The organism is Pseudomonas mandelii (genome assembly GCF_024138395.1).
Lineage (GTDB): Bacteria > Pseudomonadota > Gammaproteobacteria > Pseudomonadales > Pseudomonadaceae > Aquipseudomonas > Aquipseudomonas mandelii_E.
Genome location: NZ_JAMYDU010000001.1, coordinates 428047 through 451327, shown reverse-complemented (window position 1 = coordinate 451327; position 23281 = coordinate 428047). Strand labels below are relative to the sequence as shown.

Sequence of the window (23281 nt, the reverse complement as noted above, 5' to 3'; positions counted from 1 at the left end):
CGGCAGCTGCTACAGGTCGTATAACCGGATGGAACTGTTATGGCGAATGCACCGTCAATCGAGGATAAAGCCGCCACACCTCGGCGAACAGAAACGCCGAGGCGCAGGAGGCCTTTATCCTTCGACCCCATGACGGAGGGCCCCTCAATGAGGATCGCTCAGATCGCGCCGCTTACCGAACGTTGTCCGCCCCGGTTGTACGGTGGCACTGAGCGGATTGTGTCTTACCTGACTGAAGAATTGGTGCGACAGGGACACGATGTCACGCTCTTCGCCAGCGGTGATTCGCAAACCTCGGCACGTCTGGAGTCGAGCGCGCACCAGGCCCTGCGGTTCGATCCACGCGTCAAGGACGGAGCACCTCATCACATTCTGATGCTCGATCAGGTGTTGCGTCAGGCGGACCAATTCGACGTGATGCATTTTCATATCGATATCTACCATTTTCCCTTGATTCGGCACTTGGCCGGGCGCAGCGTGACTACGCTTCACGGGCGTCTGGATATTGGCGATTACCAATCCTTCTACCCTCACTTTCCCGAGGTGCCGCTGGTTTCGATTTCCAAGGCGCAGCGCACCCCGGTGAAGGGCGACGTCAATTGGGTGGGCAATGTCTATCACGGCATTCCGAGCGACCTGCTGACGTTCAACCCCGAACCAAGCGGCGACTATCTGGTGTTTCTGGGGCGCATTTCTCCCGAAAAACGCCCGGACCGGGCCATCGAGATTGCCTCGAAGGCCGGGTTGTCACTGAAGATCGCGGCCAAGGTCGACAAGGCGGATCAAGTGTATTGGGAAGAAGTCATCGCACCGATGATCGCCACCCATCCGAATGTCGAATTTCTCGGCGAGATCGATGAATCGCAAAAGGCAGACTTGCTGGGCAATGCCCGCGCCATGCTCTTTCCCATCGACTGGCCAGAGCCGTTCGGTCTGGTCATGATCGAAGCCATGGCCTGCGGCACGCCGGTGATTGCGTTTGGTCAGGGCTCAGTGCCGGAAGTGATCGACGAGGGTGTGTCCGGTTACATCGTCGATGGAATCCCTGGGGCGGTAGCGGCGGTGCAGCGGTTGGCAGAGCTGGATCGGCGCAAGGTGCGGGCCAGGTTCGACGAACGGTTCACGGTCGAGCGCATGACCAATCACTATCTGGAGTTGTATCGCCATCTGACGGCGGGCAACACCTATGGCCATCCCTCCACGCCCTTCGATATTCCGGCCACCGCGTCGCTGCAGGAGCTGCGTTTGCGTAACCTGAAAAACAACGACACCTTTGGGGTGTTCGATCCCAATGGCGACGTGCTGTTTGCGGACGACAGCCCGCAAGGGATTTTCCATACCGATACCCGACACCTTTCCGGGCTCTACCTGACGCTCAACGGCGCGCGGCCGCTATTGCTCAGTTCGACGTTGCGTGATGACAACGCGATGCTCACCTGCGACCTGACCAACCCGGATTTGTTCGATGCACATGGCGATAAAATCCTGCCCCACGATTTGATCCATCTGCGCCGCTCACGGTTCTTATGGAAAGGCTCCTGCTACGAACGCCTGACCCTGCGCAATTTCGACGATGCCCCCCGGCATCTGCAATTGAGAATCCAGTTCGCGGCCGACTTCAAAGACCTGTTCGAAGTTCGCGGTGCCCGGCGTCCGCAACGCGGTGAAGGGCACCGGGCAGAGATCACCGATGAAGAAGTGGTGCTTTCCTATACCGGCCTGGACCACAAGCGGCGCATGACTCGCCTGCGTTTCGCTCCGGTGCCGGCCAGCCTGACCTGCGATTCGGCGTTGTTCGAGGTTCGGCTGGCCCCGGGGGAAAGCCAGTCACTGTTCATGGACATCAATTGCGGTGTGCAAAACCCACCGTTTACGGTGCGCCACGGGTTCTTTATTTCATTGCGCGATGCCCGGCGCGAGTTACGCACATTCTCTTCGCGGGCGGCCTCGGTGCTGACCTCCCACGATGTGTTCAACGAGGCGGTCAGCCGCAGCGTTTCCGACCTCTACATGCTCATGACCAAAACCCCCGAGGGGCTATATCCCTATGCCGGCATTCCATGGTTCAGCACCGTTTTCGGACGAGATGCGCTGATCACGGCATGGGAGATGCTGTGGTTCGATCCCGGTATCGCCAAAGGCGTGCTCGGGCATCTGGCCGCCAATCAGGCAACCATCGTCGACGCCCATGCCGATTCCGAGCCCGGTAAAATCCTGCACGAAATACGACTCGGAGAAATGGCCGAACTGGGCGAAGTGCCGTTCCGACGCTACTACGGCAGCATCGACTCCACGCCGCTGTTCGTCATGCTGGCCGCCGCGTACCTGGAGCGCACCAATGATTTGGGCACGGTGCGTCAGCTCTGGCCGAATATTGAGGCGGCGCTGAGCTGGATCGAGGAATACGGCGACCGCGATGGCGACGGTTTTGTCGAGTATGGCCGGCAGTCCGCCGAGGGGCTGATCAACCAGGGCTGGAAGGACAGCCACGATTCGGTTTTCCATGCCGATGGGCAAATGGCCGTGGGCCCGATTGCGATTGTCGAAGTTCAGGCCTATGTGTATGGCGCCTGGACCGGTGCCGCCAAAATCGCCCGTCGGCTGGGTGATCCAGAGCGGGCCCAACGCCTGAAATACAAGGCGCAACGCTTGCGCGAAGAATTCGATAACCGCTTCTTCGACGAAGAACTGGGCACTTATGTATTGGCGCTGGATGGCAACAAGAAGCCCTGTCGAATCCGTACCTCCAATGCTGGCCATGCGCTGTTCGCGGGCATCGCGTACCCGGAACGCGCGGCATCGGTCGTCAGCACCCTGATGGACCGCTCATCCTTTTCCGGCTGGGGCGTGCGCACCGTCGCGTCCTCCCAGGCTCGCTATAACCCGATGAGTTATCACAACGGTTCTGTCTGGCCCCACGACAATGCGCTGATCGCCGCCGGCTTCGCCCGCTACGGTTACCGTCGGGACGCGGCGCGGATTTTCGAAGGTCTGTTCGCTGCCTCGACCTACATCGATCTGCGGCGCTTGCCCGAACTGTTCTGCGGCTTTGCCCGGCAACGCACCCAGGGGCCGACGTTCTATCCAGTCGCCTGCATGCCTCAGGCCTGGGCCGCTGCTGCGCCGTTGTCGATGATTCAGTCCTGCCTGGGGCTGAGCTTCAGGCCGAGGAAGCTCAACATTCTGTTCGACGAACCGGTGCTCCCGGCGTTTTTGGACACCATCGCCATACAGCGTTTGGCAGTGGGTTCTGAATGCGTGGACTTGATGCTCAGGCGCTCGGGAGAAAACGTCATGATCGAAGTTCTCAATCGGCAAGGCCCGGTGCGGATCCTGAGTACCAGTTAGCAAGATGGGCACGAGCGTGTCAGAAGGTGAACGCTTGTGCCGAAAGGGGCTGAGTCATTTCGGTCTCCAGCAGATGCTCGAGCAGCACATCGTTCAAAAAGCGGAACTGATCGTTGAGCCCGACCACTTCGTTACTGAAGTGGTTGGCCGCTGCCGGCATCAGCAAGCCCTCGAAGTGCTCGTCGAACACCAGCGCCACTGCTTTGCGAGACACGACCTGTTGCGAATAGTAGTTGCTGCCGAACACCGGAAAACTCACGGCGAGGCTGATGGCATAAATCATGATTTCGGCTCCTCGATTTTATCGATGTCCAGCACGAAGCGGGAAAACAAGGTCAGGGTGACGGCCGTCAGGGCCAGGCAGGTCAGGAGATGGATCAACATGATTTGCCCCTCCGGTGCGGGGTTTGATTGGGGATGAGATTAATCCTGCACCTGACGGTTTTTTTGCGGAAGGCGTTCGTGGCGATGGTGAATATTGATGTGAATGATGGTGGTGATCTTCGGTGATCTTGAAGGCTTTTCGCTGCCCGCGAAGGCGTCCTGGAGGGCGGCACCCATCCATCTGACAGACGGCCCCCGGCCCCGACCTATACTCAAATCAGCACGCTCTTTAGCGTCGAACACTCCGTTCGGCGAAGTCTGTAGGACACCGCGATCTTGAACCTGCGTTCGCTGATCGTCGCTGTGTTGGTGATATTGGCGGGATGCGCCACGCCCACGCCTGCCCCAGTAGTCGTGGTGCCGGTGGTGGTGTCCCAGAGCACTTGGCAGCAGGTGGACCGGGAGATTGTCGCCGCTTCGCAACAGGCCACCGAACAGGCCAGAGTCTTTGCCCGCGGGTCCATGGAGCACTGGCGCACGCGGGTTTATCAGCAAACCGAAGAAGTCTTCATTCCGTGGTTCAGCAGCTACTGGACCCAGGAATGGCTGTCGATGAAAGTCAGCTGGTACGCCATCAATGCCGGGGACGAGCAGGATGCGACGGTCAAACGCCTGTCGGCTTATTTGCTGGAGCAATATCACCGACGCGTGCTGGAACCGGTGGCGGTGGAGATCGATCCCGACGCGATCCTCGGCCAGGCGACAGAGTTTTATGTGCAACTGATGGGTCAGCAACTCGAGGTTATTTCCAAACGTCATGGCGTGCCAATGGCGCAGCTCAACGGTCGCATCCAGAAAATCCCGGCTATTTCACTCGGCCCACCGTCCGCCCGTGACGCTTCGCTGTATCAGGTGGTGCATGCCGAGCTGAGCAAATTGCCGGCCTATCTGGCGCTGATCGACACGATCCACACGGCGGGCGGCGAAAAGGGTATTGCTTCGACGGACGCCGGCATGGCGCCGGTGGCCAAGCGTGCCAGCAAGCGAATACAAGCCGAAATGGCCCCCCGAGGGGCGGCCAGTGCGGTGGCGGCAGTGGCCGGGAAGGCGGCCGGGGCGTTGATTTCCGTGGGGGTGGCGGGGGTGCGCGCGATTATTCAGGCCAACGATCGGCCCGATAGCGAAGCGCTGATCCGCAGCAGCCTGGGCAACTCGTTCGACAAGGCATGGGTGAAGCTGGTGCAAAACCCCGCCACCGGCGTCATGGCCGGAACGCTGTACATGGCCAGGCAGATCGAGGGCAGCCTGGCCCTCACCCTCGAACCGCCAGCCGAGCCGTCGGTCGGTCTGGATGCAGGAACTGTCGATTGGAGCCACGCTGATTCGACTACCCAGCGGATCAACCCATAACTTGAGGAAAACCAATCATGGCTTACGTCGATGGCTTCGTTGCAGCAGTACCCACCGCCAACCGCGAAAAATTCAAGCAACACGCACAATCCGCCGCCGAGATCTTCAAGGAAAGCGGCGCCCTGAGCCTCGCTGAATGCTGGGGAGACGACGTGCCTGATGGCAAATTGACCTCGTTTCCCATGGCCGTCAAACTCAAGGAAGATGAAACCGTGGTGTTTTCCTGGATCGTCTGGCCCGACAAGGCCACTCGTGACGCCGGGATGGCGAAACTCATGAGCGATCCGCGGATGCAACCCGACGTCAATCCGATGCCGTTTGACGGTCAGCGCATGATTTTTGGCGGTTTCGAGATGATCGTGAAAGCCTGAAATCGTCGCAGGATCACTCCGGCGTCGGGGCGGTCCTGCAACTCTTGCGGTTACGAATTTCGCTGTCCGACGGTCGCTCCTTGATGAACTCAAAACGCGGCTCACCTTCGTTGTAATGAACCAGCCAGCCCCATTCCAGCTCGGACTCATCCTGGCCGGGTTTCGGTGGCACGGCCCACCATGGCTCTTTGCTGATGATCTGACGCATGGCGCCCTCCCGTCGATTCGGTTGCTTGAACTATAACGCGCATGTCGGCAGGTGCCAGAAATGCACTTGCTGGCGTGGTATCCCTTTGTAAAATCAAAGGGTCCCCGAAGCCTTGAGGTGGCAGACATGAGCGATGAATCCCGTGAGCCGTTCAAGCGGCTGTTCTTCGCCCTGAACTGCGCCCCCGAACAACGCCGGGCCATTGCCCAATGGCGGAGCGCGCTGGAACTCAATGTCGGGCGACCGGTGCCGGCGGAAAACTTTCATCTGACGCTGCTGTTTCTCGGCACGGTGGGGATGGCGCAGATAGCGGGCGTCTGCGAGGCCGCCGCCAATGTGCGGATGCCTGGCGTGCCGTTGACGGTTGTGCTTGATCGTCTGGAAGTCTGGCGTCGCTCCGGGGTTTTGTTGCTGGCGCCCGAGCAGGCAGAACCGCAGTTGCTGCGGTTGGTGTATGCGCTGGAGCAGGCCATGTTGCCGTTTGGCTTCGAAGACACCCGTCGGGAATTTCGCCCGCATTTGACCCTGATGCGCGACTACCGGGCGCCAGTCCCTGAATCCGCTACGCCACCAGAGTTTTTTCTGCGTGCGGATCGCTTCACCTTGTTCGAGTCCCATAAAGGCCGGTACCGGGCGCTGGCCGAATGGCCGTTGGTCTCTGCATAAAGGCGCCTGAGATTGATCGTTCCCACGCTCTGCGTGGGAATGCAGCCCGGGACGCTCCGCGTTCCTTCCAGAGCCGAACGCGGAGCGTCCGTGGAGGGATTCCTTTGCTGCGCGTGGGAACGATCAGAAGTGTGGGGCCGGCCTGCTACCCCTGTAGGAGCGAGGCTTGCCCGCGAAGGCGGTGTATCAGGCACGATGATGTCGACTGACATACCGCCTTCGCGGGCAAGCCTCGCTCCTACAGGGGGTGTAGCACATTTACTTACCCAGCTTCACCCGCGTCCAGCCCCGGGTCATCACCCGCTGAATACCGATCGGCATATCTGGAATGGCATACAACGTCGCCATCACCGCTTGCGGCGGATAGGAACCCGGGTCGTTTCGAATCGCTTCATCCACCAGTGGCGTGGCCGCTGCGTTGGCGTTGCTGTAGCCGACGCTGTTGGTGACTTCGGCGATGATGTCCGGGCGCATCAGGAAGTTCATGAACAGATAGGCGTTGTCGACGTTGGCTGCGTCCCGGGGGATGGCGACCATGTCGTAAAAGCTGCCGGCGCCTTCTTTCGGGATGCTGTATTCGATTTTCACCTTGTCACCGGCTTCCTGGGCGCGGGCCTTGGCTTGCAGCACATCGCCTGAGTAACCGACGGCGACGCAGATGTTGCCGTTGGCCAGGTCGGAGATGTATTTCGATGAATGGAAGTAAGCCACCGACGGCCGTATCTTCATGAACAGCGCTTCGGCTTCGGCGATCTGCGTCTTGTCCTGAGAATTCACCGGGTAGCCCAGATAGTGCAGGGCGGCCGGGAGCATCTCTGTCGGCGAATCAAGAAAGCTGATGCCGCAGGCTTTGAGCTTCGCGGCGTTTTCCGGTTTGAACAGCAAGTCCCAGGAGTTCACCGGGGCATCAGTGCCCAGCACTTCCTTGACCTTGGCCGGGTTGTACCCGATGCCGATCGAACCCCACATGTACGGGAAAGCGTGACCATTGTCAGGATCGCTGGCAGAGGCGTTTTTCAGCAGCACCGGGTTGAGGTTTTTCCAGTTCGACAGCTTCGATTTATCCAGCGGCTGATAGACGCCGGCCTTGATCTGCTTGGCCAGGAAACTGTTGGACGGCACCACAATGTCGTAGCCGGATTTACCCGCCAGCAAGCGTGCCTCAAGGGTTTCATTACTGTCGAACACATCGTAGGTCACGCGGATGCCGGTCTCGTCTTCGAACTTCTTGACGGTGTCCGGGGCGATGTAATCCGACCAGTTGTAGACGCGCAATACCTTGTCATTGGCCTGGGCACCGGTAGCCATCGCGCCCAATAAGGACAGTGTCAGCAGAGTCCTGCCAAACATTTTCATCGGTACAACTCCATTTTCTTTTTATAGAACACAAAACGGGCAAGCCCTGATGCCGGTTGTAGGAGCGAGGCTTGCCCGCGAAGAATGCACCGCGGTTTTTCAGGTATTACGCGTCATCGTTCTTCGCGGGCAAGCCTCGCTCCTACAGGTTCTTCGTCAGGCCGTCGCTTCGACTCGCTGGTTTTTCGGTTGCTGCCACGACTCGCTGGCTGTCTGGTCCATCGCTTCCTGAATCGCCCGCTTGCGCGTGGCCTCGGCCTTGCGGCTGAAGTACCAGACGAGGAACGTCACCAGCGACACCGCCAACAGAATCAGACTGGCCACGGCATTGATCTCAGGTTTCACGCCCAGACGCACCGCCGAGAACACTTCCATCGGCAGGGTCGTGGAGCCGGGGCCAGAGACGAAACTCGCCAGCACCAAATCATCCAGCGACAAGGCAAACGACATCATGCCGCCCGCCGCCAGCGACGGCGCGATCATCGGAATGGTAATCAGAAAGAACACCTTGAACGGACGCGCACCCAGGTCCATGGCCGCTTCTTCGATCGACAGGTCTAGCTCACGCAAACGCGCCGACACCACCACCGCCACGTACGCTGCACAGAATGTGGTGTGCGCAATCCAGATCGTCACCAGGCCACGCTCCTGCGGCCAGCCAATCAACTGCGCCATGGCCACGAATAGCAGCAACAGCGACAGACCGGTAATCACTTCCGGCATCACCAGCGGCGCCGTCACCAAGCCACCAAACAGCGTGCGACCCTTGAAGCGCGTCACACGGGTGAGCACGAAAGCGGCGAGGGTGCCCAACGCCACGGCGGCAATCGCGGTGTAGCAGGCGATTTCCAGCGAGCGCACCACCGAGCCCATCAGTTGCGAGTTGTCGAGCAGGCCGACGTACCACTTCACCGACCAGCCGCCCCACACCGTCACCAGTTTCGAGGCGTTGAACGAGTAGATCACCAGAATCAGCATCGGCAGGTAGATAAACGACAGGCCGAAAATCAGCATGAACTTTGAAAATCCGAAGCGTTTCATCCCCGTCCCTCCATCTCTTTAGCCTGGCTGCGGTTGAACAGCAGAATCGGCACAATCAGAATCGCCAGCATCACCACCGCCAATGCGGATGCCACCGGCCAGTCGCGGTTGTTGAAGAACTCCTGCCACAGCACACGACCGATCATCAGGGTTTCCGGGCCGCCCAACAGTTCCGGAATCACAAACTCACCGACCACTGGAATGAATACCAGCATGCAACCGGCGATGATTCCGTTCTTGGCCAGCGGCACAGTGATTTTCCAGAAGTTGTTGAAGTTGCTCGAACCCAGGTCCGACGCGGCTTCCAGCAAACTGTGATCGTGCTTCACCAGGTTGGCGTACAGTGGCAACACCATGAACGGCAAGTACGCGTAAACCACCCCGATATAGACCGCCGTGTTGGTATTGAGGATCTCGATCGGCTGCGACGTCAGCCCGGTCCACATCAGGAACCCATTGAGCAAACCGTTGTTGCTGAGGATGCCCATCCACGCATAGACGCGGATCAGGATCGCGGTCCAGGTCGGCATCATGATCAACAGCAGCAAAACGTTCTGCGTTTCCTTGTTGGCCTTGGTGATTGCGTAGGCCATCGGGAAGCCGATCACCAGGCACATCAGCGTGCTGAAAAACGCGACCTTCAACGAGCCGAAGTAGGCCGAGATGTACAACTCATCTTCGGTCAGCAGCGAGTAGTTGCCGATGTTCAGCAGCAGCTGAAATTTCTGCTCGGCGAAGGTGTAAATCTCGGAGTAGGGAGGAATGGCCAGCGCCGCTTCCGAGAAGCTGATCTTCATCACCAGGAAGAACGGCAACAGGAAAAACAGGCACAACCACAGGAACGGAATGCCGATGACCAGTTTGCGGCCGCTGGGCACCAGGCGCAGAAACTGCTGATTGAAGGTTCTCATGAGCGCAGTACCACGCCGCTGTCGTCTTCCCACCACACGTAGACTTGATCGTCCCAGGTCGGACGCGCGCCACGGCGTTCGGCGTTGGCCATGAACGACTGCACGATCTTGCCGCCGGGCAGCTCCACATAAAACACCGAGTGACCGCCGAGGTAAGCGATGTCATGCACCTTGCCTTCGGACCAGTTGTAGCGAGTCTCGGGCTTGAGGGTGCTGACCAGCATTTTTTCCGGGCGGATGGCGTAGGTGATCGACTTGTCCTGCACCGACGTACTCACGCCGTGGCCGACGTAAATCTTCTGTTGCAGATCCGGGCTGTGAATGATCGCGTGACCTTCCAGGTCCTCGACCACGGTGCCGTCGAAGGCGTTCACGTTGCCGATGAATTCGCAGACCATTCGGCTGACCGGCGCTTCATAAATGTCCACCGGGCTGCCGATCTGGGCGATCCAGCCCAAGTGCATGATCGCGATGCGTTCGGCCATGGTCATGGCTTCTTCCTGATCGTGGGTCACCATCACGCAGGTCACGCCGACGCGTTCGATGATTTCCACCAACTCCAGTTGCATCTGCGAGCGCAGCTTTTTATCCAGTGCGCCCATCGGTTCGTCGAGCAACAACAGCTTCGGACGCTTGGCCAACGAACGCGCCAATGCCACGCGCTGACGCTGGCCGCCGGACAACTGATGCGGTTTGCGTTTGGCGTATTGGGTCATGTGCACCAACCGCAGCATCTCTTCGACACGGGCGTCGATTTCGCTGGTGGGCAAGCGGTCCTGCTTGAGGCCGAAGGCGATGTTCTGTGCCACTGTCATGTGCGGGAACAAGGCGTAGGACTGGAACATCATGTTGATCGGCCGTTCGTACGGCGGCATGTCGGTGATGTCGACACCGTCGAGCAGAATCCGCCCTTCAGTCGGGCGCTCGAAGCCGGCGAGCATGCGCAGCAGCGTCGATTTGCCGGAGCCGGAACCGCCGAGCAGGGCGAAGATTTCACCCTGATGGATCTCCAGGGACACATCGTCCACGGCGGTGGTTTCGTCGAATTTCTTGGTGACGCGGTCGACTTTCACCAACACCTTTTTCGGTGCCTGGTGACCTTCGAGAGCCTTCCTGTAGATGCTGGAGGCGTTTGCCATATGAAACTCCCAACAGGTTTCAGTCGTCGGGCCAACGCGGCCTGACTTAAGAGTGGATTGCAACCCGATGCCAGTCATAACGCGGCCCCTTGTAGGAGCGAGGCTTGCCCGCGAAGGCGGTGTGTCAGTCGACATCATCGTTGCCTGATACACCGCCTTCGCGGGCAAGCCTCGCTCCTACAGGGATTGGCGTTTACCCGTACCGGAGGGCTTATTCGGCACCGCCATCCTGGCTGCCTGGTCGTACTTGTTGTTATTGCGGTTCATCTATTACGTGAGCGACCGGCGCGCAAAGGCACGCCCGCCAGACTCACGGGGGCAGTTAAATCGTTGAATGCTTTTTGAAGTCAGCGCGTATTACGCAGCGCCGCCCGTTGCCGGCACGCTTCGCCAAACGCCTGGAAAATACTCAAATAGGGGGGATTCGAAAGCACCTGCCATTCCGGGTGCCATTGCACGCCGACGGCGAAGGCCTTGCTGTGCTCGACAGAGATCGCCTCGATCAAACCATCCGGTGCGACAGCTTCAGCGCGAAGGCCAGGAGCGAGCCGGTCGATGCCCTGGCTGTGAATCGAGTTCACCTGGAACATCTGCGGCAAATCCAGCGCTTCGAACACGCCACCCCGCTGCACGTTGACCGCATGAGCAGGCGCGTATTGCACAGCCAGGTCCGGATGATCCGCTTCGCGGTGATCGAGGTAGCCAGGCAGTTCATGCACCTTCTGATGCAGGCTGCCACCGAACGCCACGTTCATTTCCTGAAAGCCCCGACAGATGCCGAGCACCGGAACGCCGGCGGCAATGGCTGCGCGCAATAAGGGCAGGGTGGTCGCGTCCCGTTGCGGATCGTGATCCGTGCCGGGGGCACTGGCCGGGCCTTGATAGTGGAAGGGTTCCACATTGGACGGCGAGCCGGTCAGCAACAGACCGTCGAGCTGCGCGAGCAGGTCATCGATTTCGGTCAGATCGCCTAAAGAAGGAATGACCACGGGCAACCCCAAAGCCGCGACGCTGACAGCACGCAAATACTTGTCGCCGCTGACGTGGTAGGGGTGCAGGCCAATCTGTTTGATGCACGCAGTAACGCCGATCAATGGCTTGAATGCCATTTTTATCACCTCGAAGTTTCACACTTGAACGAGCTTTTCCGGAGCTTAGCCTTGTTGATTTTAATTAACAACTCTCATGTAAAAAATTCTAAACACCACACGTCCGATCTTCAGGATTTACGCGGTGCACAAGACTGATATGGCACTCTCGTGTCCAGAAAAGGCCAGAAAATAAAGGTTGAAAGGCCAAGTGTTCGCTATTGACTTCACTTTGCCTTTCGGATTGACTGGGCTCGTGAAAGGGTAGTGAACATAATAATTAACAGCTAATAGGTGCATCATGTCGGTCCCTCTGCGTGCCGTTCAACTCAACGAAGCAAACGCATTCCTTAAGAAATATCCTGAGGTTTTGTACGTCGACCTTCTGATTGCGGATATGAACGGTGTGGTGCGCGGCAAGCGCATCGAACGCACCAGTCTTCATAAGGTTTACGAAAAAGGCATTAACCTCCCGGCGTCACTGTTTGCTCTGGACATCAACGGCTCTACGGTGGAAAGCACCGGGCTGGGTCTGGACATCGGCGACTCGGATCGAATCTGCTTCCCCATCCCCAATACCCTCAGCATCGAACCCTGGCAGAAGCGCCCGACCGCGCAGCTGTTAATGACCATGCACGAACTCGAAGGCCAGCCGTTCTTCGCTGACCCGCGTGAAGTGTTGCGTCAAGTGGTGAGCAAGTTCGATGACATGGGCCTGACCATTTGCGCAGCCTTCGAACTCGAGTTCTATCTGATTGACCAGGACAACGTGAACGGTCGTCCGCAATCGCCGCGCTCGCCGGTTTCGGGCAAGCGTCCGATGTCGACTCAGGTGTACCTGATCGACGACCTGGACGAATACGTCGATTGCCTGCAAGACATCCTCGAAGGCGCGAAAGAGCAGGGCATTCCTGCCGACGCCATCGTCAAGGAAAGCGCCCCGGCGCAATTCGAAGTGAACTTGCATCACGTCAACGACCCGATAAAGGCCTGCGACTACGCGGTGCTGCTCAAGCGTCTGGTGAAGAACATCGCCTACGACCACGAGATGGATACCACCTTCATGGCCAAGCCGTATCCGGGCCAGGCGGGCAACGGTTTGCACGTGCACATTTCGATTCTCGACAAGCAAGGCAACAACATCTTTGCCAGCGAGGATCCCGAGCAGAACGCCGCACTGCGTCACGCGATCGGCGGTGTGCTCGAGACCCTGCCGGCGCAGATGGCGTTCCTCTGCCCGAACGTCAACTCGTACCGCCGTTTCGGCGCGCAGTTCTATGTACCGAACTCGCCAAGCTGGGGCATCGACAACCGCACCGTAGCGGTCCGCGTGCCCACCGGTTCGGCGGATGCCGTGCGCATTGAGCATCGCGTTGCCGGCGCCGACGCCAACCCGTACCTGCTGATGGCGTCGGTACTGGCCGGTATTCACCACGGCCTGACCAACGAAATCGAACCGGGCGCCCCGGTCGAAGGCAACAGCTACGAGCAGAACGAGCAAAGCCTGCCGAACAACCTGCGCGATGCTTTGCGTGAACTGGACGACAGCGAAGTCATGGCGCGCTACATCGACCCGCTGTACATCGACGTGTTCGTCGCGTGCAAGGAAAGCGAGCTGGCCGAGTTCGAAAACTCCATCTCGGACCTTGAGTACAACTGGTACTTGCATACGGTTTGATGGCCCCTTCGCGGGCAAGCCTCGCTCCTACAGGGATGATGTGTCGGGCACAAACCCTGTAGGAGCGAGGCTTGCCCGCGAAGACGGCAGCACAATCACCGTTGGAATCGCCTGACACTCCACCTTCGCCAGCTCAATCCAACGACTACTTATTCCTCTGCGTAGAGTCACAACCATGACAAACACTCGCAGCGACTGGGAGCAACGCTTCCAGTCCCTCACACTAGAAGGCCGCGCATTCATCGACGGCCAATACCGCCCGGCACTCAGCGGCGATACCTTCGAATGCATCAGCCCGGTCGACGGCCGCTTCCTGGCGAACATCGCCAGCACCGACGAAGCCGACGCCAATGCGGCGGTAGTCGTCGCGCGACGCACATTCGAATCCGGCATCTGGGCGCGGTTGGCGCCAGCAGAACGCAAGCGCATTTTGATTCGCTTCGCGGATTTGATCCTGGCGAACCAGGAAGAACTGGCGCTGCTTGAAACCCTCGACATGGGCAAACCGATCAGCGACTCCATGAGCATCGACATCCCCGCGACCGCCAACGCGATCCGCTGGAGCGCCGAAGCCATCGACAAAATCTACGACGAAGTTGCCGCCACGCCACACGACCAACTCGGCCTTATCACCCGTGAACCGACAGGCGTGGTCGCTGCCATCGTGCCGTGGAATTTCCCGCTGATCATGGCCAGCTGGAAATTCGCCCCGGCCTTGGCGGCAGGCAATTCGTTCATCCTCAAGCCTTCGGAAAAGTCACCGCTGACGGCTATCCGCATCGCGCAACTGGCCCTCGACGCCGGTATCCCTAAAGGCGTGTTCAACGTCCTGCCGGGCTTCGGTCACACCGTCGGCAAGGCGCTGGCGTTGCACATGGACGTCGACGTGCTGGCCTTCACCGGCTCCACCGCGATTGCCAAGCAACTGCTGATCTACGCCGGTCAAAGCAACATGAAACGCGTCTGGCTGGAGGCGGGCGGCAAGAGCCCGAACGTGGTGTTCGCCGATGCGCCGGACTTGCGCGCGGCAGCACAAGCAGCGGCCAGCGCGATTGCCTTCAACCAGGGCGAAGTCTGCACCGCCGGCTCGCGTCTGTTGGTGGAACGCTCTATCCGCGAGCAATTCATTCCATTGCTGGTGGAAGCACTGCAAGCCTGGAAACCGGGGCACGCCCTCGATCCTGAAACCACTGTCGGCGCAGTCGTCGATCAGCGCCAACTGGAGAACGTGCTGCGCTACATCCAGATCGGTAAAGAGCAGGGCGCTCAACTGATCGCCGGCGGCAATCGTACCCTCGCAGACACCGGTGGCCTGTACGTGGAACCGGCGATTTTCGACGGCGTGACCAACGCCATGACCATCGCCCGGGAAGAAATCTTCGGCCCGGTGCTGTCGCTGATCACCTTCGACACCGCTGAAGAAGCCCTGCAGATCGCCAACGACAGCATCTTCGGTCTGGCTGCGGGTGTCTGGACCAGCAATCTCAGCAAAGCTCACACCTTCGCTCGCGGTTTGCGCGCCGGCAGTGTCTGGGTCAACCAGTACGACGGCGGCGACATGACCGCGCCGTTCGGTGGGTTCAAACAGTCGGGTAACGGTCGAGACAAATCGCTGCATGCGTTCGACAAATACACCGAACTCAAAGCGACCTGGATCAAGCTCTAACCCTTTTACAGCGGCGGTCGCCGGCACATGTCGGCGGCCCTCGGAGAAACGTATGAAACAAAGCTCTGTTCAACAAACCCATGTAAACAGCTACTACGCCGCGACCCGTAACTTCACCGGTGACTTCCCGGTGCTGGAACAAGCGGTGGACTGCGACGTCTGCGTGATCGGCGCCGGCTACACCGGTCTGTCCTCGGCGCTGTTCCTCAGCGAAGCGGGCTACAGCGTCACCGTGCTGGAAGCCGCCAAAGTCGGCTTCGGCGCCAGCGGTCGCAACGGCGGCCAACTGGTCAACTCCTACAGCCGTGACGTCGATGTCATCGAAGAGCGCTACGGCGACAAAACCGCCGAAGTGCTCGGCAGCATGATTTTCGAAGGCGCCGACATCATCCGTTCGCGCATCAAAGAATACGACATCAAATGCGATTACCGCCCCGGCGGCATCTTCGCAGCGCTGAACAAAAAACAACTCAATGGCCTGGCCGAACAGAAGAGCAGCTGGGAGCGCTACGGCAACAAAAACCTGAGAATGCTCGACGCCGCTGATATCAAGCGCGAAGTGGGTTGCGACAACTACGTCGGCGGCCTGCTCGACATGCAGGGCGGCCACATCCACCCGCTGAACCTGGCCCTTGGCGAAGCCGCCGCGATCATCAGCCTGGGCGGCAAAATCTACGAACAGTCCGCTGCCGTGGAAATCACCTACGGCGAACCGATCACCGTGCGCACCGCCAAAGGCGTGGTGCGGGCCAAGTACCTGCTGATCGCCGGCAACGCCTACCTGCCTCAAGACCTCGACAACCGCGTCACGCGCAAAAGCATGCCCTGCGGTTCGCAAATCGTCGTCACTGAGCCGCTGTCCGAAAAAGTCGCCCGCAGCCTGATCAGCAACAACTACTGCGTCGAGGACTGCAACTACCTGCTCGACTACTACCGCCTCACCGCCGACAACCGCCTGCTGTACGGCGGCGGCGTGGTCTACGGCGCTCGCGAGCCCGACGACATCGAACAACTGATCAAACCAAAAATCCTCAAGACTTTCCCGCAATTGAAGGACGTAAAAATCGACTACCGCTGGACCGGCAACTTCCTGCTGACCATGTCACGCATGCCGCAATTCGGCCGCATCGAAAAAAACGCCTACTACATGCAAGGCTACAGCGGCCACGGCGTCACCTGCTCGCACCTGGCCGGCAAACTCATCTCGGAAATGATCCGCGGCGACGCCGAACGCTTCGACGCCTTCGCCTCCCTGCCGCACATGCCGATGCTCGGTGGCCGCACCTTCCAGGCCCCACTCACCGCCATGGGCGCCGCGTATTACGCGCTACGCGACCGTTTCGGTATCTAACCCAACCGCAACTGGCGGCACCACAATACCTGTGGGAGCGGGCTTGCCCGCGATGACGGCGGCACAGTCAACATTGATGTCACCTGAAACACCGCCATCGCGAGCAGGCTCGCGCCCACAGGGATCCAGGCCGAACACCAAGTTGATGGTCAACCCGGACCAAACTGTGGGAGCGAGCCTGCTCGCGATGAGGCCATATCAGCCGCCATCAATATCGCCTGACACACCGCCATCGCAAGCAGGCTCACTCCCACAATTCCCGCATCTGACCGACCTGCATCAGGGGCCCGCCGGCTTTTTTCACAGCCGTTTATCGAACCTGCTGAGCAACACCAACAAACGTGATTTAATACCCGCCTTCCACGGTTCCGGGACGGGAAACGGCGTAATCCGCGGCCACCAGTCGCCCGCCACCCACCCCCATTACCCCTTAAGTATTCTTCGCATAAGGCTGTCATGGACACGGGCTCACGACTCAAATTAGTACGCGAAAGCTACAAACTCTCCCAGCGCGAGCTGGCCCGGCGTAGCGGCGTCACCAATGCCACCATTTCCCTGATCGAACAGAATCGCGTCAGTCCCTCCGTCAGCTCCCTCAAAAAACTGCTCGAAGGCATCCCCATGTCTTTAGCGGACTTCTTCACCTTCGACCAACCGCCTCGCGAGCACCAATACGTGTTCCGCGCCAATGAACAGCCGGATCTCGGGCGTCATGGGTTGCGGTTGTTGCTGATTGGCGCTTCGGTGCCGAGTAGGCAGATGCGGCTTTTGCGCGAGCAGTACGCGCCTGGGGCGAGTTCGGGCGAAGAGCCGATTGTGCATGCTGAAGGGGAGGAGTGCGGGCTCGTAACCCGTGGCACGGTTGAGCTGACGGTGGATGGACAGATTAGTGTGCTGAATGCCGGAGATGGGTATTACTTTCCGACGACGCTGCCGCATCGGTTTCGCAATATTGGCGCGGATGAGGCTGAAATCATCAGCGCCAACACCCCGGCTAACTTCTGATATCTAAAGCAAGCATTAAACCTCTAACGGCCTCGGCAGGGGCGACCACTATTTTTGGTCGCCCCTACTAGCGATTACCCCTCCATGCCTCAGGTGCGGGCGTCTGTGACTCAGCTCAAAGTGACTTCAAGTAGTCGAGAAGCTGTGACCTTTGAACATCACTGAGGCTACCCACGCCATAGTCATGCCCGGCGTTGCTGTTGCCCTCAAGCTTGGTGTTGAAAAGAAACCAATTCTTGTCCGATTTCTCGGTCTTGAATCCCACCTTTTGATTATCGAATTCATTAGTCCCTGTGTAAAAACTTGAAGGACGCTGACGGGGTGGCAGGAGAAGGTCGTTCAGGGTCGGCACAGAGCCGTTATGCAAATAGGGCGCTGTGGCCCAAATGCCGGTGAGGGGTCTTGCTTTATAGGCGAGAAGAGCAACTTTTGGGCTGTCACGGTAGCAGTTGATTAACCGTAGCGCTTTCTCATCAACATCGCTGAACAAGGCACGGTCCTTGAATCCAGGGACTTTTTGAGGTTTGGTATCTATTCCAAGCAATCCATCGAAAGCCAACTCGGCGAGATCGCGTCCTTTGCCAAGTAATGTCTCAAGGACGGTCACACCCAGCATGTTGTAGAGAAGGTCATTTGGCTGAATGGTTTCTTTTGGACTACCCACTTTGGAATAACCCGCTAACACACCAGCATCCGCTTTAAATTGATAGGCATTACACGCCATCCAGGGGTCCGTGCTAATGGTCCTGTCATTTGGGCCCCGAGGATTTAGATTTTCATTGGCAGAGATTGGAATCATGACCGCTGTGATGGCCGTCTTGAGATCGTTTCTATCAAGGGGTACATGACAGCCGGCACAATTTTCCGTAAATAATTTGGCGCCTGACGTGAGGTCTTTTGGCAGCGACCCCGGCCATTGCGGAGGCTTCAGGGTATAAAGAGAACGTTCTAGAACATCCAGGTTTTTCACGTTCACACTGGAGATAAATCCTGGCTTGGCCGGATTTTCTTTAACTGGTCGAATATCGGCGTACACGCCGATGGCCTCTCCAGCATTACGCCCCAGACCTCCAACATCGAGGCCGCCGTCTTTTTTTATCGAGGGGAGTGTTTTTTTGCCGACCATTCCGTTCCATTGGAGGACATTATGCTGATGCGTATTCCACAGAAATGGATAACTTACCGGAGCATCAGAGGGGTTAGGGGTAGGTGGTTTCGCTTGGGTGACTTGACTGATTTTGTTGAGAATGTGGCCCACTGCATCAAGGCGACCTGGGCCATATTGCAGATCTGTGGCATTCAGGGTCTCGTTTTGTGCATAAAACGCATTCAAGCTATCCAGGGATTTTTTCAGCCGATGGCGATTCCCTTTCGACAGGTCATCACCCAGGACACTCTTTGCAAAGCGTTCAAATTTTTCAGGGTCGGAAGCTGTTGTACTTAAAGCCGCTCTCAACGCCTTAAAGAAATTTTGAAAGTCGGCGTTCGTTGGCCCGCCATTGATAACAAGGTTCTGTCCTTCAAAATTGATTTGAGCCGTGTGACACGCAGAGCAGTTCATCCCCACCCACGGCTCTTGCGTCCCTTGTCCAAAAAACCAACGGAGTTTCGTGAAAGACAGCTTGTTGTCGTGGCTATCATCCAAAACGAAACCCATCGGCAACGTAAAATGCTTACCTTTATAAGACGGCTGATAAGGCGTGTAACCGTAGGCCGAGATCGCTTTGTCATTCATGAACCTCTCCTCTGAAGCGGGCTCTTCCAATGCAAGCGCCCAGGAGAGAGGGAGAATTCTCGATCCCTGTGAAAGGTCATGCCAATTGGAGAGGGTGGTGTCATTCCATCCCTGATCCAGAATATCGGTAGCAGCCAGCGCCATTGAATCACAGCCGAAAAACAACAATGCAGCGCAGGCAAACGGGGGGGCTTTTAATTTGCTCATCAGATTCCCTTCTATTTGTAAATTTCCTGTTGGGACCCATCACGTTGGTAGCCAAAAGCTACCAGTCATGAGTGTAGTCACGAAAAAACACAGTTCCTTAATTTTTGTTCGATGGCATTCGTGTCGAGCCCTCGACCACAAATCAGCCCGCAATATTCCTGATTGCCACGATTGACAGACCTAACGACTTGTAGGAATTTATCCGCCCCGCAGGTAAGGAATATCTGCTGACGGCCAAAAGAAGGCTGTTATTCACCACACAAGGGATTGTCTATGCAAGGTTCAAACACCGTTGCTCAACAGGTGTGCGGTCAGTTGGTGCATGAGCATCAGAACACCCCACACATGACCATTGCCCAGCAAATCCTCGAATGCCTGTTCCGCCGCCGTAGCCTTGCTCCGGGGGAGGATCACGAACTTTCGGCGCAGGTGCTGGAACCCCATCTGGCGAAGGTCATGCAAGCGGTCGAGAGCGGTCGCAAGGTCGAAATGGTCTTGCCAGCCTTTCCCGGTAAGTCGCCGAGTCGCAAGAAAACCCTCAGCCATCTACCCGATCTTGCTGAACATCATGCAATTGACGAGCTACATCGCCTGTGCAATGAGATCCAGCAGATCTACGCACCGGGCGCGCTGATTCATATCTGCTCCGATGGCTATGTATTCTCTGACTTGGTGCATGTTCCGGATGCGGACGTTAAGGCCTACACCGACGCTATCCAGGACTACGCCGAACAGCACTATCCCGGCACGTTCGCCCATTTCGACCTCAGGGATGCCTATCCTCCGCTTGATTGTCTGGACGCCATGCGTGAGGAGATGATGATCGAGCACGGTCAGTCATTGATCTTGTTGCAGCAGCGCTTCAAGGATGATCCGCACATGATGTTGATGTACTGCGGCATCCATCGCTTTCTTTCCGAGGATTACTTGGGGCTCAAGGTATTCGCCGGCATGAGCCTTAATGCGATAAAGAAAGTCGCCAAACCGGCCTCGCAGCGAGTGATCCAGCGCAGTGAAGCCTGGAGTGCACTGTTACAGGCGCGCTACCCGCATTGCCTGCGCCTGTCGATTCACCCGCAACTGGCGGTGTCGACGAAAATCGGTATCCGGTTGGTACCAACCAGTGACCTGTGGCGTACGCCCTGGCATTCGGTGGCCATCAAGCGACGGGGTGTGGTCACCCTCGAAAAACGCAGCAATGTCGATGAGCGCTACCACCGTCTGGTGTTTCGCAAGGGGCGTCCTTGTCACTACGCCAGTGCGCAATGATGGCGTCTCGGTTGCGGGTCGAAGCCGTACTCTTCGATTTGGATGGGACCCTGGTCGACACCTTGCCTGACATCACCTGGTGCCTGAACCAGGTGTTGCTCGAACACGGTTGCCCGGCGCAGACAGCGGAAACGGTGCGCGGTTATATCGGCGGCGGGGTCACGGCGATGATCGAGCAGGTTGCCACGCGGTTTGGCATAGCCGACGCGGTCGCCCTGCACCAGCGTTATGTGGCGCTGTATCAAAACAACCTTGTTCAATTTTCCCGGCCATTCAGCGGTGTGATTGCCTTGCTCGAAGGCTGTCGCCAGTTACAAGTGCCGCTGGCAATCGTGACCAACAAGACCGAGGACATGGCCCTTCAAGTAGCCGATGTGCTGCTTCCACAGAATACCTTCGGGACGATTCTGGGGCATCGCGCGGGCAGGGCGCTCAAACCTCAGCCGAATGTGGCATGGGAAGCCGCCCGGCGATTGTCGGTTGATCCGCAACGCTGTTTGTTCGTCGGTGACACGACCATCGACCTGAAGACCGCCCGTGCTGCAGGTATGTACTCGGCGGCGGTCACTTGGGGGTATGGCCAGCCCCTTACATTGCAGGCCCAAACCCCCAACTTCTGTTGTGAACACCCGACCGGGTTGCTGCGCATTCTGCAGCAAGTCTGCGCTACAGCGCATGCATTCACCGAGCATGGCGACACCATCAAATCCTATTGATACACACACTCTCAAGGAAGTTGTTCTATGGAACATAGAGACGCATGGATCGCTGCCGTCAGCGATTTACTGGCTGGTTATCTGCTCAAAGGCACGGATGATTGTTTCGACACACAAGGCAGAGCGCATCTCGCGCAACGCCTGGGGCATTACTTCGATCAGAGCCTGCCGGTGCGTCTGGTTTTGCCAGGCTTCCCCTGCAAATCGCCAAACGCCAGCGACCAGACGTTCGGCGTGCTGCCGGACTACGGCGAGGTCATGGCCATCGAGCGCCTCGACCAGCTCGGCCAGGCCATCGCCGCGCTGCACGCACCGGGCTGCGTGGTGTCGATCCTCAGTGACGGCACGACCTTCAACGACATTGTTGGAGTCGCCGACGACGTTCGCGAGACCTACAACCGGGCGTTGCGTGAACTGTCCACCACCCACACGATTCAGTGGGTCAGCATGGAAGACCTGTTCCCACAGGCCCAAAGTGCCGAGTCGGTTCGCGCCAGCCTGATCAAGCAGGCCCGTCTGCCCTGGAAAAACCTTGGGGATCTGATCGAACAGAGCCGCGGCGATGAATCCCTCAGCCAGGCCCATGACCACCTCTGCAGTCACCTCTACAACGACCTGCGTCTGTGCCGTGAAGAAGGGCAGAGCGAGGACGAGTACCTGCAACAAATCAACTTCAAAGCCTACCAAATGATGTATCGCGGGCAGGCATTGAATGCGGCAGTGGATCGTTTCTTCGGCGATGACATTCGCTTGTCGGTCCATCAATACAGCAATGCCGGGCCCAAATTTACCTTCGGCTTGGCCGAAGGGCTGACCCGTGTCGACAGCCCCTGGCACGCCGTACCGGTGTGCAACCTCGATGGCAGCCAAACCCTTCGCGCCCGCGCCCAAGTCGACCTCGACCACCATGTGCTGGTCACCTGGCAAGGGCGGCCGTGGCTCTACCACCAAACAGAAAACCCACAGGCCAAAGGCTTCGAATACGAACTGCAAAAGCTGCCGCTGTTTGGCCTGGTGGTGCGAGACCCGTTGGGGCTGGGTTTTGAGCGACTGTCCACCGGCCTGCTGGAGGCACTGGTGGAAACCTTTGGCTTCGTCTGCCTCAAGGGCTGCCGCTTCGACGACCAGGACAGCTTTGCGCGCGATTGCGAACGCTTCGGCACGCTGTACGAATGGGCCTTCGGCGCCGTGCACGTGGTCAAGCCTGCAGACAAACCCCAAGGCGTGGTGCACTCGCTGGAGAAAACGCCATTGCACTGGGACCTGAACATGCTGCCCGACAGCGACGCACAGGTTCAACGCAACCCGAAATTCTGCGCCAGCAAATTCATGCTGTACTGCAAGACCGCGCCTCAGCCGGGCGAGGGCCAAACCACCATCGTCGACAGCCGAAACGTACTGCGCAAAGTCGGACAGCAAGTCGCGCGACAATGGCAGGATGTGAACATCACCTACTACACCAAAATGACCTACTTCGGCGGCTCGCCGCGCATGTACAGCCTGGTGGATCACCATCCCCGGAGCGGCGAACTCATCCTGCGTTACCAAGAGGGCACTGATTCGACACTGCAGACCTTGAGTCAGTCTGTGCAAGATCATGACGAGCAGGCTCAGCAGGCGTTGTTGGAACAGGTCAATGCGCTGGTTTATGACCCGGAGTGCATGATTGCTCATCAATGGAGTGAAGGGGATTTGGTGCTGATTGATAATTATCGGACGCTGCATGGGCGGTTGCCGATGTCGGCGGCTTCTTCGTCGCGGGAGTTGTGGCGGGTGCAGGTTTACTGATTGC

At 58.3% G+C, this 23281-nt stretch carries 19 protein-coding genes; 11 read left to right on the top strand and 8 right to left on the bottom strand.

Annotated elements, in window-relative coordinates; genetic code table 11:
* Positions 1–147 precede the first annotated feature (147 nt).
* Entirely contained in the window at positions 148–3348 is a 3201-nt protein-coding gene (locus NHU87_RS02005) for a glycogen debranching N-terminal domain-containing protein (RefSeq protein WP_367399001.1), read from the top strand.
* A gap of 19 nt (positions 3349–3367) precedes the next feature.
* On the opposite strand, the gene NHU87_RS02000 is transcribed toward NHU87_RS02005, so the two are convergent.
* Complete coding sequence (locus NHU87_RS02000) at positions 3368–3631, bottom strand: hypothetical protein (protein ID WP_253545105.1); 264 nt, start codon at positions 3629–3631, stop codon at positions 3368–3370.
* A gap of 377 nt (positions 3632–4008) precedes the next feature.
* Here NHU87_RS02000 and NHU87_RS01995 point away from each other — a divergent pair, with 377 nt between their 5' ends.
* Together NHU87_RS01995 and NHU87_RS01990 are read left to right on the top strand one after the other, a co-directional pair.
* Positions 4009–5082: a hypothetical protein gene (locus NHU87_RS01995; protein WP_253545103.1), complete on the top strand. Its 1074-nt coding sequence runs from the start codon at positions 4009–4011 to the stop codon at positions 5080–5082.
* Positions 5083–5099: 17 nt separating this feature from the next.
* Complete coding sequence (locus NHU87_RS01990; protein ID WP_253545101.1) at positions 5100–5453, top strand: DUF1428 domain-containing protein; 354 nt, start codon at positions 5100–5102, stop codon at positions 5451–5453.
* Between the two features lie 13 nt (positions 5454–5466).
* On the opposite strand, the gene NHU87_RS01985 is transcribed toward NHU87_RS01990, so the two are convergent.
* Positions 5467–5661, bottom strand: coding sequence for a hypothetical protein (locus tag NHU87_RS01985; protein ID WP_030128949.1), 195 nt, complete (start codon positions 5659–5661; stop codon positions 5467–5469).
* A 126-nt stretch (positions 5662–5787) separates the two neighbouring features.
* Here NHU87_RS01985 and thpR point away from each other — a divergent pair, with 126 nt between their 5' ends.
* The gene (thpR, locus tag NHU87_RS01980) at positions 5788–6327 is read left to right on the top strand and encodes an RNA 2',3'-cyclic phosphodiesterase (protein WP_253545099.1); all 540 of its coding nucleotides are present in this window, start codon (positions 5788–5790) and stop codon (positions 6325–6327) included.
* Between the two features lie 258 nt (positions 6328–6585).
* Here thpR and NHU87_RS01975 read toward each other — a convergent pair whose 3' ends face one another.
* The 5 genes from NHU87_RS01975 to NHU87_RS01955 form a co-directional block, all read right to left on the bottom strand.
* Complete coding sequence (locus tag NHU87_RS01975; RefSeq protein WP_253545097.1) at positions 6586–7683, bottom strand: polyamine ABC transporter substrate-binding protein; 1098 nt, start codon at positions 7681–7683, stop codon at positions 6586–6588.
* A 156-nt stretch (positions 7684–7839) separates the two neighbouring features.
* Positions 7840–8724, bottom strand: coding sequence for an ABC transporter permease subunit (locus NHU87_RS01970; RefSeq protein ID WP_038983843.1), 885 nt, complete (start codon positions 8722–8724; stop codon positions 7840–7842).
* Entirely contained in the window at positions 8721–9602 is an 882-nt protein-coding gene (locus tag NHU87_RS01965; RefSeq protein WP_253545616.1) for an ABC transporter permease subunit, read from the bottom strand. Before NHU87_RS01965 ends, NHU87_RS01970 begins: the two co-directional genes overlap by 4 nt.
* 29 nt (positions 9603–9631) lie before the next feature.
* Positions 9632–10774: a polyamine ABC transporter ATP-binding protein gene (gene potA / locus NHU87_RS01960; protein ID WP_253545095.1), complete on the bottom strand. Its 1143-nt coding sequence runs from the start codon at positions 10772–10774 to the stop codon at positions 9632–9634.
* Positions 10775–11121: 347 nt separating this feature from the next.
* On the bottom strand, positions 11122–11883 hold the full coding sequence (locus NHU87_RS01955) for a gamma-glutamyl-gamma-aminobutyrate hydrolase family protein (RefSeq protein ID WP_253545093.1): 762 nt from the start codon (positions 11881–11883) through the stop codon (positions 11122–11124).
* A 280-nt stretch (positions 11884–12163) separates the two neighbouring features.
* Here NHU87_RS01955 and NHU87_RS01950 point away from each other — a divergent pair, with 280 nt between their 5' ends.
* From NHU87_RS01950 to NHU87_RS01935, 4 genes are all read left to right on the top strand, one after another.
* Entirely contained in the window at positions 12164–13540 is a 1377-nt protein-coding gene (locus NHU87_RS01950) for a glutamine synthetase family protein (RefSeq protein ID WP_253545091.1), read from the top strand.
* Positions 13541–13715: 175 nt separating this feature from the next.
* Entirely contained in the window at positions 13716–15206 is a 1491-nt protein-coding gene (locus NHU87_RS01945; protein WP_253545089.1) for an aldehyde dehydrogenase, read from the top strand.
* 52 nt (positions 15207–15258) lie between these two features.
* Complete coding sequence (locus NHU87_RS01940) at positions 15259–16557, top strand: NAD(P)/FAD-dependent oxidoreductase (RefSeq protein WP_253545087.1); 1299 nt, start codon at positions 15259–15261, stop codon at positions 16555–16557.
* A 456-nt stretch (positions 16558–17013) separates the two neighbouring features.
* A complete protein-coding gene (locus NHU87_RS01935) occupies positions 17014–17562 on the top strand; it encodes a cupin domain-containing protein (protein ID WP_008011722.1) in 549 nt (182 codons plus the stop codon).
* 115 nt (positions 17563–17677) lie between these two features.
* On the opposite strand, the gene NHU87_RS01930 is transcribed toward NHU87_RS01935, so the two are convergent.
* The gene (locus tag NHU87_RS01930; RefSeq protein WP_253545085.1) at positions 17678–19504 is read right to left on the bottom strand and encodes a di-heme-cytochrome C peroxidase; all 1827 of its coding nucleotides are present in this window, start codon (positions 19502–19504) and stop codon (positions 17678–17680) included.
* Positions 19505–19777: 273 nt separating this feature from the next.
* Between NHU87_RS01930 and NHU87_RS01925 the strand changes: the two genes are divergently transcribed.
* Genes NHU87_RS01925 through NHU87_RS01915 form a run of 3 tightly spaced genes read left to right on the top strand, consistent with a single transcriptional unit; the run spans position 19778 to position 23277 of the window.
* Positions 19778–20773: an isocyanide synthase family protein gene (locus NHU87_RS01925; protein ID WP_253545083.1), complete on the top strand. Its 996-nt coding sequence runs from the start codon at positions 19778–19780 to the stop codon at positions 20771–20773.
* The gene (locus NHU87_RS01920; protein ID WP_437180814.1) at positions 20773–21489 is read left to right on the top strand and encodes an HAD family hydrolase; all 717 of its coding nucleotides are present in this window, start codon (positions 20773–20775) and stop codon (positions 21487–21489) included. Before NHU87_RS01925 ends, NHU87_RS01920 begins: the two co-directional genes overlap by 1 nt.
* A gap of 27 nt (positions 21490–21516) precedes the next feature.
* Positions 21517–23277, top strand: coding sequence for an isocyanide synthase family protein (locus tag NHU87_RS01915; RefSeq protein ID WP_253545079.1), 1761 nt, complete (start codon positions 21517–21519; stop codon positions 23275–23277).
* Positions 23278–23281: the final 4 nt, after the last annotated feature.